The organism is Pseudomonas sp. MWU13-2100, from assembly GCF_023242365.1.
GTDB lineage: Bacteria > Pseudomonadota > Gammaproteobacteria > Pseudomonadales > Pseudomonadaceae > Aquipseudomonas.
Genome location: NZ_JALLIX010000029.1, coordinates 15,146 through 30,345 on the forward strand (window position 1 = coordinate 15,146; position 15,200 = coordinate 30,345).

At 58.6% G+C, this 15,200-nt stretch carries 17 protein-coding genes and 2 pseudogenes; 10 read left to right on the forward strand and 9 right to left on the reverse strand.

Annotated elements, in window-relative coordinates:
- The first annotated feature begins 116 nt into the window (after positions 1 to 116).
- On the forward strand, positions 117 to 1,058 hold the full coding sequence (locus tag M5B99_RS19510; protein WP_248805567.1) for an aldo/keto reductase: 942 nt from the start codon (positions 117 to 119) through the stop codon (positions 1,056 to 1,058).
- Positions 1,059 to 1,159: 101 nt separating this feature from the next.
- A complete protein-coding gene (locus M5B99_RS19515) occupies positions 1,160 to 2,095 on the forward strand; it encodes a LysR family transcriptional regulator (RefSeq protein ID WP_248805568.1) in 936 nt (311 codons plus the stop codon).
- 62 nt (positions 2,096 to 2,157) lie between these two features.
- Here M5B99_RS19515 and M5B99_RS19520 read toward each other — a convergent pair whose 3' ends face one another.
- The 6 genes from M5B99_RS19520 to M5B99_RS19545 form a co-directional block, all read right to left on the reverse strand.
- Complete coding sequence (locus M5B99_RS19520; RefSeq protein ID WP_248805569.1) at positions 2,158 to 2,430, reverse strand: DUF2790 domain-containing protein; 273 nt, start codon at positions 2,428 to 2,430, stop codon at positions 2,158 to 2,160.
- Positions 2,431 to 2,688: 258 nt separating this feature from the next.
- Complete coding sequence (locus M5B99_RS19525; protein WP_248805570.1) at positions 2,689 to 3,480, reverse strand: ABC transporter ATP-binding protein; 792 nt, start codon at positions 3,478 to 3,480, stop codon at positions 2,689 to 2,691.
- 18 nt (positions 3,481 to 3,498) lie between these two features.
- The gene (locus M5B99_RS19530; RefSeq protein ID WP_248805571.1) at positions 3,499 to 4,236 is read right to left on the reverse strand and encodes an ABC transporter permease; all 738 of its coding nucleotides are present in this window, start codon (positions 4,234 to 4,236) and stop codon (positions 3,499 to 3,501) included.
- A gap of 21 nt (positions 4,237 to 4,257) precedes the next feature.
- Complete coding sequence (locus M5B99_RS19535; protein WP_318654578.1) at positions 4,258 to 4,929, reverse strand: ABC transporter permease subunit; 672 nt, start codon at positions 4,927 to 4,929, stop codon at positions 4,258 to 4,260.
- Between the two features lie 112 nt (positions 4,930 to 5,041).
- Entirely contained in the window at positions 5,042 to 5,806 is a 765-nt protein-coding gene (locus M5B99_RS19540; protein WP_412548748.1) for a transporter substrate-binding domain-containing protein, read from the reverse strand.
- 721 nt (positions 5,807 to 6,527) lie between these two features.
- Positions 6,528 to 8,069, reverse strand: coding sequence for an HAL/PAL/TAL family ammonia-lyase (locus M5B99_RS19545; protein WP_248805574.1), 1,542 nt, complete (start codon positions 8,067 to 8,069; stop codon positions 6,528 to 6,530).
- A gap of 101 nt (positions 8,070 to 8,170) precedes the next feature.
- Between M5B99_RS19545 and M5B99_RS19550 the strand changes: the two genes are divergently transcribed.
- The 4 genes and pseudogenes from M5B99_RS19550 to M5B99_RS19565 all read left to right on the forward strand — a co-directional run.
- Positions 8,171 to 9,181 (forward strand): LysR substrate-binding domain-containing protein, encoded by a 1,011-nt coding sequence (locus tag M5B99_RS19550; RefSeq protein WP_248805575.1) that lies wholly within the window; start codon positions 8,171 to 8,173, stop codon positions 9,179 to 9,181.
- Positions 9,182 to 9,295: 114 nt separating this feature from the next.
- Positions 9,296 to 9,727: a LacI family DNA-binding transcriptional regulator gene (locus M5B99_RS19555; protein WP_248805576.1), complete on the forward strand. Its 432-nt coding sequence runs from the start codon at positions 9,296 to 9,298 to the stop codon at positions 9,725 to 9,727.
- 75 nt (positions 9,728 to 9,802) lie between these two features.
- The gene (locus M5B99_RS19560) at positions 9,803 to 10,033 is read left to right on the forward strand and encodes a substrate-binding domain-containing protein (protein ID WP_248805628.1); all 231 of its coding nucleotides are present in this window, start codon (positions 9,803 to 9,805) and stop codon (positions 10,031 to 10,033) included.
- Positions 9,969 to 10,529 (forward strand): annotated as a pseudogene (locus M5B99_RS19565) (enolase C-terminal domain-like protein); the annotation flags it as partial. The gene M5B99_RS19560 and the pseudogene M5B99_RS19565, both read left to right, overlap by 65 nt.
- Before the next feature lie 29 nt (positions 10,530 to 10,558).
- On the opposite strand, the gene M5B99_RS19570 reads toward M5B99_RS19565, so the two are convergent.
- The gene (locus M5B99_RS19570) at positions 10,559 to 11,158 is read right to left on the reverse strand and encodes a plasmid pRiA4b ORF-3 family protein (RefSeq protein WP_248805577.1); all 600 of its coding nucleotides are present in this window, start codon (positions 11,156 to 11,158) and stop codon (positions 10,559 to 10,561) included.
- Between the two features lie 670 nt (positions 11,159 to 11,828).
- On the reverse strand, positions 11,829 to 12,053 hold the full coding sequence (locus M5B99_RS19575; protein WP_248805578.1) for a hypothetical protein: 225 nt from the start codon (positions 12,051 to 12,053) through the stop codon (positions 11,829 to 11,831).
- A gap of 230 nt (positions 12,054 to 12,283) precedes the next feature.
- Between M5B99_RS19575 and M5B99_RS19580 the strand changes: the two genes are divergently transcribed.
- The 3 genes from M5B99_RS19580 (at position 12,284) to M5B99_RS19590 (ending at position 14,099) form a co-directional block, all read left to right on the forward strand.
- A complete protein-coding gene (locus M5B99_RS19580; RefSeq protein ID WP_248805579.1) occupies positions 12,284 to 13,462 on the forward strand; it encodes an MFS transporter in 1,179 nt (392 codons plus the stop codon).
- Positions 13,463 to 13,538: 76 nt separating this feature from the next.
- Entirely contained in the window at positions 13,539 to 13,913 is a 375-nt protein-coding gene (locus M5B99_RS19585) for a hypothetical protein (protein WP_248805580.1), read from the forward strand.
- A gap of 3 nt (positions 13,914 to 13,916) precedes the next feature.
- Complete coding sequence (locus M5B99_RS19590) at positions 13,917 to 14,099, forward strand: DUF1289 domain-containing protein (protein WP_103494981.1); 183 nt, start codon at positions 13,917 to 13,919, stop codon at positions 14,097 to 14,099.
- On the opposite strand, the pseudogene M5B99_RS19595 reads toward M5B99_RS19590, so the two are convergent.
- Positions 14,096 to 14,233: pseudogene (locus tag M5B99_RS19595) on the reverse strand (short-chain dehydrogenase/reductase); the annotation flags it as partial. The gene M5B99_RS19590 and the pseudogene M5B99_RS19595 overlap by 4 nt on opposite strands.
- Positions 14,234 to 14,564: 331 nt before the next feature.
- Between M5B99_RS19595 and M5B99_RS19600 the strand changes: the two are divergent.
- Positions 14,565 to 15,200, forward strand: a complete 636-nt coding sequence (locus M5B99_RS19600; RefSeq protein ID WP_248805581.1) for a lytic polysaccharide monooxygenase auxiliary activity family 9 protein — start codon at positions 14,565 to 14,567, stop codon at positions 15,198 to 15,200.

A 15,200-nucleotide genomic window follows, 5' to 3' on the forward strand; every position in this document is an offset into this window, starting at 1 on the left:
CCAGCTTCGAGTCCACCGCTCAGTCATCTGTTCACGGGCCCTGTCCGGCCTGGCGAAATTTTATGAACGGGCACTGCCGTTGTCGCGGTGGTGACCCTTGGCAATGGAGTAAAGACATGACCTATCACGATGCTCTTCGCGACACCCGATTTCCCATCGTTCATGGAACCGGTGAGATGCCGGCGGTGGGCTTTGGTACGCTGTTTCGAGACCTTTCGCTAACCACGCAAGCCGTCAAGGCCGCATTGGAGGCGGGTTTTCGACATTTCGATTGTGCCGAGCGCTATCGCAACGAGGAAAGCGTCGGCATTGCTCTGCAGGCGGTTTTGCAGACCGGTGAGGTTCGACGGGAAGAGCTGTTCATTACCACCAAACTGTGGAATACCAACCATCGTCCCGAGCGCGTCGAACCGGCTTTTGCCGCCAGTTGCCGCCGACTTCAGGTGGATTACATCGATTGTTATCTGGTCCATACACCTTTTGCCTTCCAGCCCGGCGATGACCAGGACCCAAGGGATTTTCAGGGGCATGTGATCTATGACTCGGGCGTCACCTTGATCGAGACCTGGAGGGCGCTTGAGCGCCTGGTGGATGAAGGCCGCTGCCGGTCCATCGGTTTGTCCGATATCAGCTTGGAGGCCTTGAAAGAGCTGGTGGCCGTGGCGCGGATAAAACCCGCGGTGGTGCAGGTCGAATCCCATCCTTATCTGCCTGAGTGGGAACTGCTCGAGTTCTGCCAGGAGCACGGCATTATCCTCCTGGCGTTTGCGCCACTCGGGCATGGCATGGAGCCTAATGTGCTGGAAGAGCCGGTGATGACCGGGATCGCCCGGCGCTTGGGCAAAACCCCGGCACAAGTGGCGCTGGCCTGGGCGGTACAGCGCGGCGTCGCTTTCCTGACCACCTCCGTATCACCGAGCCATATCCAGGAAAACTTTGATATATCGAGCTTGCCGCAGCGGGCCATGGCGGAAATTCGCGACGATATCACCACCCGGATACGCTTCAATTCGGTGGTGGAAACCGGCGTGCCCGGGTTTATTCCGCGCAAGAAATAATCTGTGGCCGGGGGCGGCTGTTGCAGGGCCGTCCCTTTTTGCGCGAGCGCTGCTTCAAACCAGGCCTATGGTATTTTTACTGATTTCCCGAGGTGGAAACGATGGATGTGTTCCAGACCATGCGTTTTTTCACGGCGGTCGCTCAAAGCGGCAGCTTTACCGGCGCCGCCGAGATCCTGAACACCACCACCGCCAACGTCTCCAAAGCAGTCTCCAGCCTTGAGGCCAGACTGCAAACCCGCCTGATCAACCGCACGACTCGCCGCCTGGCATTGACCGAGGCTGGTCTGCGTTATTTGCAGCGCTGCGAGAAAATCCTCGATGAGGTGCGTGAAGCGGACGAGGAGGCCGGTACCGCTCAAGTCATGCCGTCTGGCAGGCTCAAGATTCATGCGATGTCGGCCATTGGCAATCATTATGTGATCCAGGCCATTGCCAAGTATCGGGAGACGCATCCCACGGTGATGTTTGATCTGGTCCTGACCAATCGCTTGCCTGACTTGCTGGAGGAGGGCTATGACATGTCGATTGTGTTGGCGCGGGATTTACCCGACTCAGGGTTTGTCGCGCAGCGGCTCGGTAGCACCTACAGCATTCTTTGCGCTTCGCCTGCCTACCTGGAAAAACGCGGATACCCGGATTCTCCGGGGGATCTTTGTTCACACGATTGTCTGAGAATCGTGAACACGGTAATGCCGGCTGAAAACTGGATATTCGAGGGGCCGGAAGGTATGGAAAGTGTCAGCACTCCATTATCTCCCCTGCACATCAATACCGCCGATGGCATGACCGTCGCGATAAAAAGCGGGATGGGCATCGGGATACAACCTATTGCTTCGGCTGTCGAGGGGCTCAGGCACGGAACATTGCTGCGGGTATTGCCCGACTATCATCTTGAAGAGTTGAATCTGTTTGCAATCTACCCCTCGCGAAAGTTTCTCGATGCCAAGATAAAAACCTGGCTCGAATTTCTCAAAGGCGCGATTCCGGAGTTGTTGGCATCGAATAAGGAAGTTGTCGGTTCACAACAACGATAATGACTTTTTTCAGCTGGCCGTGCGGGGAAGGAGTGTCGACCCTCCATCGTCCACAACAGGGCTCAACCGTTCGAGCAACCAGTGCCCATCACTTGATATTGCAGGATGTGGCGTTGGCCGTGGGAGTCTTCATAGGTCATTTGCACGGGGACCGGCGCGCATTGGTCGGCGGCCTCGGTGATTGAAACGACTTTTTCGATATCGGGTTTTGCTGCGTCAGTGTAGGTTTCGACAGGGACCGGGCTGCTGGCGGCCGATGAATAGTTGTCGTCGGCAAATGCCTGCGCGGCAGTACTGCCAAGAACAAGGATAAGTGCGATTTTCGAGAAGTTCATGATGTTCACCGTATCGTCTGGGTCGGTTGCTTGGCGACCACGATGGTCGTAAAGCCTGGAGCGGAGTTTCCGAGTGTTTACCAGGTGAGCGGTATTGGCTCACTCGGTAGAGACGATATTAGGTGTTTGTTATGCCTCCATATAGCGGCCTGTTGGACAAACACTGTTGCCAGATTCCGCATCAATCGCCGGTTGGAAACGACAACGGCCCCAATCAGGGGCCGTTGTCGTTTCGCCAGTCCAGCGCGTCGGGCTTGGTTACTCGGCACTGCGCTCCTGGTGGCTGGAGACGAATTGCTTGAAGCGTTCGGTCGGCAAGCCTTCGAACAGTTCCGCCGGCGTTCCCTGGACATCGACCAGGCCACCGTGCATGAACACCACCCGGTTTGACACGTGGCGGGCAAAGCCCATTTCGTGGGTGACCACCAGCATGGTGCGGCCTTCTTCGGCCAGGGAGCGCATCACCCGCAACACTTCGCCCACCAGCTCAGGGTCAAGGGCCGAAGTCGGCTCGTCGAACAACATCACTTGGGGGTTCATCGCCAGGGCGCGGGCAATCGCCACGCGCTGCTGCTGGCCGCCGGACAGGTGCGCCGGATAATAGTCACGGCGATCGTACAGGCCGACCTTGTGCAGCAGGGCTTCGGCTTCTTCGACGCACTCGGCGCGGGAACGCTTGAGCACCCGCATCGGGCCTTCGATGACGTTTTGCAGCACGGTCATGTGCGACCACAGGTTGAAGCTCTGGAACACCATGCCCAGGCAGCTGCGCATGCGCTCCACCTGGCGGGCGTTGCTCGGGGTCTGGCGGCCGTCGGCGTGCTGCTTCATTTCGATCATTTCACCATTGACGGTGATGATGCCCTGATCGGGGGTTTCCAGCAGGTTGATGCAACGCAGGAAGGTACTTTTACCGGAACCACTGGCACCAAGGATCGAGATCACGTCGCCCTTGTGGGCGTCCAGGGAAATGCCCTTGAGGACATGGGCGCTGCCGAAGGATTTCTGGATGTTGGTGACCGACAAGGCTGAAGCGGGCTGAGTGCTCATGGCATGCTCCGTAGCAAATCAGGAATGGGTAGGCAGCGAGGGGCTGGCTTTTTTGATGACGTCGACTGGCCGCTCGCGCAAGTGCGGCGAGAGGCGATACTCGAGCCAGGCGACAGCACGGACGACCAGGAAATTCAGCACCAGGTAGATCACCGCCGCACAGATGAACACTTCCATGGTGCGATAGGTGCGCTGGATGATCTGTTGCGCGACGCCGGTGACGTCCCACACGGTTACCAGGCTGGCCAGCGCCGTGGACTTGACCAGCAAGATGGCTTCGGTGGAGTAGGCCGGCAGGGCCTGGCGCAGGGTGACCGGGGCAATGATCCGGCGCAGCAGTTCCCAGGGCGACATGCCCACGGCCTTGCCGGCTTCGATCTGCCCCTGGGGCACGCTGAGCAGCCCGCCACGAATGATCTCGGCGGTATAACCGGCAGTACACAAGGCCAGCGAAACCACCGCGCAGCCATAGGGCGACTTGAGCAGGACCCAGGCGAAGCTGTCGCGGATGGCCGGGAACTGGCCCAGCCCGTAGTAGATCAGGAACATCTGGATCAGCAGCGGCGTGCCGCGAAACAGCATGATGTAGAAGCGCGCCGGGTAGCTGAAGAACCACCAGCGGCTGACCCGCAGGCTGACAATGCCGACGGAGAGGGTAAGGCCGATCACCAATGAGCAGAAAAATAGCGACAGCGTTGTGGGCAAGGCTGCCAACAGCTTGAGCATGGTGTCAGCGAGGAACGGAAAATCGATCATAAATAGTCCTTCCGACTCGAACTAGACTGGGCTGCGCTGCTGCGTGCGACGCACGCGAGCCTCGGCCATGTTGAAAAGCCGACCGGACAGGCCAGTGAGAACCAGGTACACGATGCCGCCGATGATGTAGAACGTGAAATATTGCCGGGTCGATCCGGCCGCGACCTGACTGGCCCGCATCAATTCCACCAGGCCGATCACGGAAATCAGCGCGGAGTCTTTCAGGCTCATTTGCCAGACGTTGCCCAGCCCGGGCAGCGCAAAGCGCAGCACTTGGGGAACCAGGATCCGTTTGAAGCGCATGGCCCGGGTCATGCCGATAGCCAGCCCGGCCTCCAGTTCACCCTTCGAGACCGCGAGAAAAGCGCCGCGGTAGACTTCGGCCTGATAGGAACCGGAAATCAGCCCGACCGCCAACGCGCCCACCAGAAAAGGCGGCACATCGATATAGCCTTCGCCGCCGAACCAGTGGCCAACGGCCGTGACCACACTGGCACCGCCAAAGTAGAACAGGTAGATCACCAGCAGCTCAGGGATGCCCCTGAACAGGATTGAATACAGGTCCCCGAGCCAGCGCAGGGTACGCTGACGGGATAGTTTGGCCGCAGCGACCAGGCTGCCGAATACCGCACCCACCAGCAGCGCCGCCAGGGTCAATATCACGGTCATGCCTGCTGCCTTGAGCAGCGCCATTCCCCAGCCTGAGTCACCAAAACTGAGTAGCTGCAAGAGGTTCATAGAAGGTCCCACTTATGATGAAGGTTCAAGCAACCCGGCAACCTTCAGGTTGCCGGGCCATTCAGAATCACTGCTTAGGGGTAAGGTCTGCCTTGAACCACTTCTCGCTCAGTTTCTTGATCGTGCCGTCAGCCATGGCTTCCTTGAGGGCGGCGTCGAACTTGGCTTTGAGCTCCGGGTCTTTCTGACGGAAGCCCAGCGCTTCGCCATCACCCCAGATCGGACCTTTGATGACCGGGCCGGTAAAGACCAGCGGTTTGTTCTCCGGCTTGTCCATGACCGAATTGAAGAAGGTCACGTCGTCGAAAGCGACGTCGATGCGGCCGGCCAGCAGGTCGAGGATGGCTTCGGCCGAGCTGCCGTACTCGCGAATGGTCGCGACGTCCTTGAAGTTCTCGTCAATGAACGAGGTGTAGATGGTGCCGGAGGCGATACCGATGGTCTTGCCTTTGAGGGCCTTGCGCAGCTCTTCAACGCCGGCGCGGACTTCCTTGGCATCGGTGCCCAGGGTGATGGCGGCGGCGTCACCGGTTTTGCCCGGCAGCAGATCGGCTTTCAGCGAGACGAAGCTGGCCGGGGTCTGGGCGTAAGGCGTCGAGAAGGCCATGACCTTCTGGCGCTCTTCGTTGATGACGATGGCGTCCATCAGCACGTCGAATTTACCGGCATTGAGGCTGGCGATCATCCCGTCCCAGTTCTGTACCACGACGTTGCACTTGAGCTTCATGCGCGGGCAGATGATATCCATCAGCTCCGGTTCGAAGCCGCCGATTTTTCCACCTGGGAGCGTCAGGTTCCAAGGCTCATAGGCGCCTTCGGTGGCGATATTCACCGAGGTCCACTCTTTGGCCTGCAGTGCCGGGGCACAGGCCAGAACCATTGCACTGAGCGCTACAGAACCCAACCAGCTTGATTTCTTCGACATCTTGATAACTTCCTGCCTAATCAATGGAGTGTTGCGAACTGATCCGGCTCAGGCCGAATCTCCAATGCTTGCCTGCGCAACGATTCTTGTGCAGACAAGACAAAACCATAAACAGCCAACCTGCCAGTCAGGCCGGTTGATTCGCACCCATAATGGTTTCAGCCTGGATTGCTGTCCCCTCTCCATGTGCCCCTGAGCGATCGATCAAGCCGTGATCATCGGCAGGTTTCTGGCCTTGCCCTCGAGCGTAAACAGGTGCCGTGCACAGGCCGTGTTGGCGACTTATACGCACACACATTTACTTGTACATACAAGCATATGCAATCAAGCGGCCAACTTGTCGGGTCCCGCTCAATAAAACCTGGGATTTGCCTGTAGCGCTTGTACGACAAGGGTTTGCCGGGACGCGTTTTTTTCCTGGGAGGTTGGCCATGGGGCTGACGATTGTTACCTGGGCTGGGAATTGCGCCAGGTTGGGGCGCTCGGTGACAGTTCGGGAGATGTTAGTGCGCGATGGGGAACGCTGGGTGTGGGGGCTTATGGGGCGAAAAAGACCGTCCTTCAGTTGTCAAGAAGCAGGCCAATGCCTAGCTCGACGGCCAAAGGACGACGCTGGGGTTCAACCTGTTTACTTGAGGTGTTTCTGCACCGTGGCTAGCACCTGTCCACTGCGTACTTGTTCGGTAACACTCACCATGTCCAGGTAGAAGGCACGGTCATTCTCGGCGACCGGTACGCGGCTGCGCACCAGGTCGTAAACCGCCCTGGTCACGCTGGACGCCTTGTGCACATCATGGAAGTCCAAGGCCTGGCAACCCACCAGCAGTTCAATCGCCAGCACTGACTCGAGTTTTTCGGACACCTTGTAGGCCTTGATGGCGGCGTTGTAAGCCAGGCTGACCAGATCCTCCTGGTTGGCGCAGGTCGAGAAGCTGTCGACCGTGGAGGGGAACGACAGCGCCTTCATTTCCGCATACAGGCCCGCTGCGGTGTATTGAAGGATCATGTAGCCGCTGTTGAGACCGGGGTTGCGCACCAGGAAGGCCGGCATTTCGCTGAAGTGCGAGTTGACCATGCGGTCGATACGGCGCTCGGAGATCTTCGCCAGGTTGGCCTGCGCCACGCACAGCGAATCCGCCGACATGCCGATATAGCTGCCGTCGAAGTTGGCGCCGGAGATGGCAATGCCGTCGCCGTCCTCAAGCGGGTAGATGATCGGGTTGTCGCCCGAGGAGTGGATTTCGTTTTCGATATTTTCCCGGGCGTGATCGATAAAGCGTTTCGACGCACCGTGCACCTGAGGAATAGCCCGCAGGCTGTAGGCGTCTTGCAGTCGGTAGTCGATGTTTTCGGCGATCAACTGGCTGTCGTGCAGCATCGCCTTTATACCCCTGGCGGTTTGCGCCTGCTCCTTATGGGCCTTGATCGAGTGATAACGCGGATCGAAGGCTCGAATCGTGCCCTTCAGCGCTTCCAGCGAAAGGGCGGCGGCGACGTCGGCCAGGGCGGCGCTTTGCATGGAGTTGTAGAGGGCCAGAATCGCGATGGCGGTCACCGACATGGTGCCGTTGAGCATGGCCAGGCCTTCCTTGCACTGCAGGTCCGTCGGTTGCAGGCCGACCTGTTGCAGCGCGGTGGCGCCATCCACCCATTCGCCGCCGTTGACCCGGGCCTTGCCCTCACCGAGCAGGACCAGGGCCAGGTGCCCTTCGACCGCCAGATAACCCACCGACCCCTCGCCGGGTGCAAACGGCACGACATCGTGGTTGAGCAGGCCGGCGATCAGTTCCAGCAACTCCAGGCGCACTCCGGAAAACCCTTTGCCCAGGCTGATCAGCAGCATCAACTGGATTGCCCGAACCTGTTCACGCTTGAGCGGCTCGCCGACGGCGACGGCGTGGGAGCGCACGATATTGATCTGAAGCTCCTTGGCATTCTGCGGTGAAATCACATGGCGGACGTTGTCGCCGAACCCGGTGGTCACCCCATAGACCAGGCGATTCTCCTCGAGAAAGCGCTCGACCAGGCCGCGGGACTTGTTCACGCGGTTCTTGTAGGTCTCGGAGAACGACACCTTGGCGCAATAACGGGCTACCGCGACGAACTCTTCGATGGAGGGTTCCCTGTCGCCAAGAACGACCTGAGTGATCTGCTGAGGATGAGCTTTCATTGCGAACTCCCGAGAAACGAAATGATTGAGGGCCGGACCGGCTGAGCCATCGCTCGATTGAGCGTGGAGGAAGGCTAAAGCGCTTTGAGGATGAAGAAAATATGGTGATTTCTGTCAGTTTTAATAGAATATCTAAACTTAAAACGCCTTCGAGAGCTTTGTATCGCATGAGCCGCCTACCGTCTTTACGCGCCCTCCAGGTATTCGAAACCGTCGGCCACTGCGGCGGCATATCCCAAGCGGCCAAGCGCTTGAGCATTTCCGTGGGAGCGGTGAGCCAGCAGATGAAGTTGCTGGAGGAGGCATTGGGTCTGAGCCTGACGGTCAAGGAGGGACAGCGCCTGCGGTTGAACGCTATTGGTCTGCGGTTTCATGCGCGCTGTTCTACAGCCTTTGAAGAGTTGAGAGCCGCCGTTTCCGAAGTCGAGCGTTCGAAGAATCCCAACAATCTGTATGTCAGTGGCCTGCCTTCGCTCATGACCAAATGGTTAGCGCCCCTGACCTACGAATGGCAGCATGGGCATGGGGATCTCGACATCTATCTGGACGGCACGCTGGCGGATACCTCGGAGGAGGAAAACGCCGATTTTCGGATCGGTTATGGCGAGCCTGGCCAATATGCCGAGCACAGCGTCGTGCTGTTTCGCGATTGTGTGGTGCCGGCCTGTTCACCGAGGCTGTCGGGCCTTTCAGGCTATCCTGGCCCGGTGCGGCAGGCCGCTGATCTGCTCCACTACCCGCTGATCCGGATCGATTCGCGGCCGAAATTCGACTCGCCACCGTCATGGGCCGAATGGTTCGAGCACGAAGGCGTTGCGCTCGAGCAGGCGATTGTCATCCGTCGCAGTTTCTCTTCGTCGAGTATGGCGATTCAAGCCGCCATCGATCACCAGGGCGTGGTGCTGGCGCAGTTTTCGATGATTTCCCGCGATATTGATGAAGGACGCCTGGTCATCCCCTGGGGACGTGCCATGCCGCTGCCTTCGCCGTATTACCTGAGCTGGCACCCCAACACCCTGCACAAATCCCAATGTCGGGCCTTTCAGCGCTGGTTGATCGGCCGGGGCAGGGCGCAAGAGGACATTAGCGCCGGCTTGATCGTTGCCCTTTGATCGAGCCAAAACCAAGTATCGTGAACGTTGCGCCGGGTTTTGGTAGATTCGCCGCGCGTACAGCCTGCCTTGTACGGCAGCTTCAGAGACTGAGCTTCAGATTCGGAAAGGTTCATGGCCAAGAAACCAGCGGCGTCCTCCACTGACACATCGATCTCCGCGCCCAAGAAGGGCGCCAGCCTGACCTTGATTGATGTGGCAAAGGTGGCCGGCGTTTCGCCGATGACTGTTTCCAGGGCGTTGCATCGACCGGCACGCTGGACACCGAATCCAGTCGTCTGCGACTCGCCCAGGCAGGTATCCCGGTGGTTGAGATCCTGGGATCTGAGCGAAGAACCCCTGGATATGCTGGTGGGCTTCTCCCATGAAAAAGTCGGGGAAGAGACCGCACGGCATTTGCTGAAAAAGGGCTACAAGCGTTTCTCGGTGGTGACCATCATCGACCCCCGCGGCCTGCGTCGCTGCAGCAGCCTGATTGCCGAGCTTAAACGCCAGGGTATCGGAGAAGTACCGCTGGAGATCCTGGCGCCGCCGGCCACCCTCTAAGTGGGCAGGGAAGGGTTGCGACGTCTGCTTGAACAGCCGGTGCCGCCCGATATCGTGGTGTGCAGCTCCGACACCGTGGCTCAGGGTGTCCTGGCCGAAGCCGCCAGTCGCGGGATGAATGTCCCGTCTGACCTGGCGGTGATGGGCTTCGGCGATCTGAGCAGTGCGGCGCAGGTTCACCCGGCCTTGTCGACCGTCAGTGTCGATGGCAGGCACATTGGTCTGCAAGTGGCCCAGGCGCTTGATGGTGGATGCCAATCAGCAATGGGATCGCCCAACGGCCCAGCGCATGTGTCGCCAGTTTGAAGCGCACAACCTGATCTGGATCGAAGAGCCGCTGGACTGCTACGACGCCGAAGGCCACGCCGCCCTGGCCCAGCAATTCGATACGCCGATTGCCACCGGTGAAATGCTCACCAGCGTTGCCGAGCATGCCGAGTTCATCAAGCTGCGTGGCGCTGATTTCCTGATGCCCGACGCACCGCGTGTTGGGGGGATTACCCCTTACTTGAAGGTGGCGGCCATGGCCGAGCAAGCGGGGCTGATGTTGGCGCCACACTTCGCCATGGAACTGCATGTTCATCTGGCGGCGGCTTACCCGACGGAGCCTTGGGTCGAGCATTTCGAATGGCTTGAGCCACTGTTCAACGAGCGTCTGGAAACCCGTGACGGTCGCATGCTCGTGCCCACCCGTCCGGGGCTGGGGCTGGGGCTGACGCTCAGCGAGCAGGTCAAAGCCTGGACCGCTCAAGTCGCCGAGGTGGGGGGGGCCATAATCCCGTTCGAGGCAGCGCGTGCATGACCTCGCCAAAGGTGTCTTTGGCAACGTTGTTATCCAGCTCGCTGGAACCTGATCTGTTTCAGCGACCGATTGATGCGAACACAATCAAAGGTGGTCGGATCAAAGTCGTTGTCCCCGAACCACTCCAGCACGTTCCCGTGCTCGGGGTGGTCGGCGTCATTCAGGGCCGTCAGGAACTCGTCATAGCCCGGCATGCCGCCGATATTTTCCGGCGGCCGGGCGTTGGCGCCGTCGATGCAGTAGGGCAGTTGCGGGCAGACGTCAGCAGGGATGATTTTTTCCAGCCTGATCAAGTGCTCCCAGCCATCCCGGAAATCGTAGACATAACGGAAAGCCCGGTTCCCTCGCAGGGCGCTGATCAGCGTCTTGCGTTTCTGCGCAATGATCGGAGGCTTCCAGCCGGCGCTGGAATCTGAAACGCCGTAGCTGTCACCGGCGATTTCAAATTCATGCAGGTGGGTGTCCGTCCAGCCCATCGTCGCCTGAATGACCTGGTGCAGGTTGCCCAAGGTGATGCTTTCGGGGACCGCCACCTGGCGCCAGATCGTGGGTGTTATCCACTTCAACTCAATGCGCAGAATCAGCACGCGGTCGCTGTTGGGTGTCGGCAATTGGGCAGTCGGGGTCATGAGTCAGGCGGCCTCTTGAAGGTCAATGGACAAGGAGCGAGGTCAGGGATCGCTCTGGGCTTCATCGGTCATCCACTTCAAGTGTTCAGTCTCTGGAGGAGCAGTTGTTGTAGGAACTTGATTGATGGACGCCATACTACCGATGGTAACGACGTTGTTCATTGACGAAAATCAGACCGCAAGGACAAGTTTGGTGTGAATGGGCCTACAGTAATTGGTTGTATTTAAACGTGGTGGCTGGGTAATAACGTTCAGCCTTGTCGAGTTGTTAGAATTTCGATTTTTTTGAAGTTGCTGAATGTCAATTGGCTTCTGTATGTATTCATTGAATAGGGAACACCGGCATTTTCTTCGCACCTTCTCCGCAGGGTTGGCGGTGATGGCTATATTGACGCTGCCATTAAGGCTTTTCAGGATCTTGCAGTGAAACTCGCGTACGCGCTCGTCATCGTCAACGATCAATATGGAAAGCCAGTCGCTCTGCTTGGATTGACTTTCGGTGGTGGTGGTTTCCTTGGCCTGCTCTGCCTGCATTGAAAAAAATTAAGCATATCTGCCCCCGAAAACTCAAGGTCGGAGCAACTTTTTTCGACGCGGGCCAGTAGCTGTTTCATTTGCTCCGCAGTCATGTTGTCCGCCTTCCTCGCGTATCGAGTGTCGTGTGCGTTTCTCAGCTTGATCCTTCGGTACGTGCAACCTCGCTGCGCAGCGCATTGGCCAACTCTTCGCAGCATCGGTAATAGGTGCGCTCGGCGATCTTGACGGCTTTGAACCCTTCTTCCAGCGTGTCTTTCGGCGACTTGCTCAAGGCAGCGACCGTCGTGCGCCATGTTACGCGGGCGTTGTCTGCCTCGGTCAGGTAGGATTTCAAGAGATCCGCGTCAATCATCGTCATGGAGAGCGATTCCTTTATGTGGTTTTTCTACGGCGGTCAGCCGGCGAGCGGGTCCACATTGGGGCTGCCGCCTGCATACTGATGAAAATCATTGTTGTCCAGGGGGTTGTCTCCGGTTGATCGCGTCTAGCCAATCCAGCGTGCCATCCCTGTCTTTTTCTTCGCTCAGCTTAGGGGGACACGAATGAACTGTCGAATCTTCGCACGGCTGATCGCCAAGGGCTGGTGTTATGCCTGAAATTCTTCGATCCATTCCGCGCACAGTCTGGGCGCTGGGCTTTGTCAGCCTGTTCATGGATCTTTCTTCGGAGCTGGTACATGCCCTCTTGCCCGTCTACCTGGTGGGAACGCTGGGCGTCAGTATGCTGGCCGTCGGTATCATCGAGGGGGTGGCGGAGGCTACGGCGCTGATCGTGAAAGTCTTTTCCGGGGCGCTCAGCGATTTTATCGGACGCAGAAAGGAACTGCTGATTCTCGGCTACGGCCTCGCGGCCCTGACCAAACCGTTGTTCCCACTGGCGGCGTCGGCGCAGTTGGTGTTTACCGCGCGGATCCTCGACCGGATCGGCAAGGGGATACGTGGTGCTCCGCGGGATGCGCTGGTTGCGGATGTTGCTCCTCCCGCCATCCGTGGTGCCTGTTTCGGGTTGCGCCAGTCGATGGATACCATCGGCGCATTCCTGGGGCCGTTGCTGGCCATTGTGCTGATGATCGGCCTTGCCGGCGACATTTCCCGGGTGCTCTGGTTTGCAGTGATTCCCGCCGCGGTTGCCCTGGGGCTGCTGGTGTTCGGGGTCAGCGAACCCCAGCATGAGGCGGGGAGAAAACCCTTGCGTTCGCCCATACGGCTCCAATCGTTGAGTCGATTTTCCCGCGACTACTGGTGGGTGGTGTCCATCGGTGCGGCATTTACCCTGGCGCGCTTCAGTGAGGCCTTTCTGGTCCTGCGGGCCCAGCAGGCCGGCTTCAGCGCGACATGGGTGCCGCTGGTGATGGTGGTGATGGCCGGTTTCTACATGCTGTCGGCTTATCCGGTGGGCAGATGGTCGGACAGTGTCAGCCGAACGACGCTGCTCGGTGTCGGCCTGGTGTTGTTGATTCTGGCCGATTTCGCCCTGGCTGAAGTGCAATCGATTTCCGGGTTACTCCTGGGCGTCGCTTTGTGGGGGCTGCACATGGGCTTCAGCCAGGGCATCCTGGCCACGCTGGTGGCGGACACTACACCCGCAGACCTGAAGGGCATGGCCTTCGGGGTGTTCAATTTGATCAGCGGGGTTGCCTTGCTAATGGCCAGTGTGATCGCCGGTTGGTTGTGGCAGGTCCATGGCGCGGCGGCGACGTTCTACGTTGGTGCTGCATTTTCGGCGGCAGCGTTGTGCCTGTTGTTCGCCAGGCGTCGTCGTGGATAAACCCTCTCCGCGCGGGGACACATTGCCGGAGCTCATGGGGCATACTCGGCGCCGCCGAAATGAAAAGGACCAAACCATGTTGTTGAGTAAACGCGAGCAGGCGCAGATCGAGCGTCGCCTGGTTGCCTGCCTGACCGAGGCCTGCGAGATGGCCAAGGCCCGGATCCCGGGGTTTACCTGGCTGACCCACGAGGTGGACTTCGCGCACTTTCCCTCCAGCCTGCGGGTGACCTGGGTTTTCGACACCCGGGTCAACCGTGATCAAGCAATGGCCGGCGAGTCCGCTCGAGAGATGCTTGAGCTGACCAGCGAAGCCTTGCGCGAGGCGGACGTCGAGCTCAAGCAGGTTGCGGCTCATCTGGCGTTCGACAGCGAGGAGCACTGCCGGCAGGTGAGCGCCGGTAACTGGCAGCGGCACCTTGCCCGCAGTCCGCGCCCGGAGCGCCACTGAACCATGGCCAAGGACATCGACAATCCCTGTATTTCCGTGTGCCAGCTCAACAGCGAAATGTGCCTGAGCTGTGGCCGCTCCAAGGAAGAGATCAAACAGTGGAAACGCATGAAGCGCCCGGAAAAAATGGCCGCGGTGCAACGTGCGACCCTGCGCCTGAAAAGCCTGCAGAAAAAGAAGCGTTAATCCGCGTCAAAGTCCGTGGAGCGGGTCAGCGCTTCCCAGGCGTCGAGCTGCGCGGCATCGCTGGCGAGCTTTTCCCGAACCAGGCCGAGTGCGTCACTACCCAGGAGCAGATGAGCCGCCGGCATAAAACTTGCGCAGAAACGACCGGATACTCATTTTTTTGGAGTGTGCTCAATGAACGCTGAAAACATATTGTTACGATTTATTTGAGAGTTATTGGGTAAATATTTTCCTGGGCTGTTTGAGTTTGAGTGGTCGGGGGGGTGTTGCAGGTGAGGTGTGTAATCTTTTCGCTATCCTGCGTGTAAGTTGTGTTGGTTGTGTTTTAAAAAGTCAGTGTATTCAGAGGGTTGCAAGTGGGGTTTTAAGTTCATTGTTTTAATGTGCGGTGGACATCTTTCTTATTTGAGCTAGGTTAAAAGTTCTCCCTGAGTTGGAGAGATTTCTTTCAAAGGAGTGAGAAGAATGAACAAACCGTTGTCGAAACCTGAACTTAAACATGGCCGTGTTGTTTCGCCTGCCAGCCGTGGGTCGGTGGCCGTGGAACTGGGGCTGCTCGGTACCTGGCAGGTCAATGAAATGGAGGGCGGGAAGAATTTTCCGGCGCTCACCGCCGGGCCGTTCGCCAAACCGTTTGAAACCGATGACCAGAGCGTCGTCCCACCCGCTGACGGTTATATCCTCAGCGGCGGGAAAAACGATGCGCGTGACTGCATCAACTTCACCGACGAGGAATTGAGCAAGAAGCTCAATCGTCCTTATGTCTGGCCGCTGTTGAACGTCAATCCGGGGCAGGCCTTTCAGGTGCAGTGGGAGTACACCGCCGCCCACGTCACCCGGGGCTATCGCTGGTTCATCACCAAGGATGGCTGGGACCCGAAACAACGCATCAGCCGTGCACAGCTCGAGGCCAGGCCGTTTTACGAGGACTTCTACACCCAGGTGCCTTACTACCAGCACAGCGATGAGCTGAAGGCCAAGGTGGAGCACGAGGTGAAACTACCGACGGGCAAGCAGGGCCGGCACGTCATTGTCCTGTTGTGGATCGTCGCCAATACCGGCAACGCCTTCTACCAGGCGTTTGACGTGGACTTCAAATGA

What these genes read in the sequence shown, in the direction of transcription:
- M5B99_RS19535 (WP_318654578.1), bottom strand. Translation starts at nt 4,929, where the DNA reads ATGGCGCTGCTCAAGGCAGCAGGCATGACCGTGATATTGACCCTGGCG.
- M5B99_RS19585 (WP_248805580.1), top strand. Translation starts at nt 13,539, where the DNA reads ATGTTGTTGAGTAAACGCGAGCAGGCGCAGATCGAGCGTCGCCTGGTT.
- M5B99_RS19520 (WP_248805569.1), bottom strand. Translation starts at nt 2,430, where the DNA reads ATGAACTTCTCGAAAATCGCACTTATCCTTGTTCTTGGCAGTACTGCC.
- M5B99_RS19590 (WP_103494981.1), top strand. Translation starts at nt 13,917, where the DNA reads ATGGCCAAGGACATCGACAATCCCTGTATTTCCGTGTGCCAGCTCAAC.
- M5B99_RS19545 (WP_248805574.1), bottom strand. Translation starts at nt 8,069, where the DNA reads ATGAAAGCTCATCCTCAGCAGATCACTCAGGTCGTTCTTGGCGACAGG.
- M5B99_RS19525 (WP_248805570.1), bottom strand. Translation starts at nt 3,480, where the DNA reads ATGAGCACTCAGCCCGCTTCAGCCTTGTCGGTCACCAACATCCAGAAA.
- M5B99_RS19570 (WP_248805577.1), bottom strand. Translation starts at nt 11,158, where the DNA reads ATGACCCCGACTGCCCAATTGCCGACACCCAACAGCGACCGCGTGCTG.
- M5B99_RS19510 (WP_248805567.1), top strand. Translation starts at nt 117, where the DNA reads ATGACCTATCACGATGCTCTTCGCGACACCCGATTTCCCATCGTTCAT.
- M5B99_RS19515 (WP_248805568.1), top strand. Translation starts at nt 1,160, where the DNA reads ATGGATGTGTTCCAGACCATGCGTTTTTTCACGGCGGTCGCTCAAAGC.
- M5B99_RS19575 (WP_248805578.1), bottom strand. Translation starts at nt 12,053, where the DNA reads ATGACGATGATTGACGCGGATCTCTTGAAATCCTACCTGACCGAGGCA.
- M5B99_RS19555 (WP_248805576.1), top strand. Translation starts at nt 9,296, where the DNA reads ATGGCCAAGAAACCAGCGGCGTCCTCCACTGACACATCGATCTCCGCG.
- M5B99_RS19550 (WP_248805575.1), top strand. Translation starts at nt 8,171, where the DNA reads ATGGTGATTTCTGTCAGTTTTAATAGAATATCTAAACTTAAAACGCCT.
- M5B99_RS19530 (WP_248805571.1), bottom strand. Translation starts at nt 4,236, where the DNA reads ATGATCGATTTTCCGTTCCTCGCTGACACCATGCTCAAGCTGTTGGCA.
- M5B99_RS19600 (WP_248805581.1), top strand. Translation starts at nt 14,565, where the DNA reads ATGAACAAACCGTTGTCGAAACCTGAACTTAAACATGGCCGTGTTGTT.
- M5B99_RS19580 (WP_248805579.1), top strand. Translation starts at nt 12,284, where the DNA reads ATGCCTGAAATTCTTCGATCCATTCCGCGCACAGTCTGGGCGCTGGGC.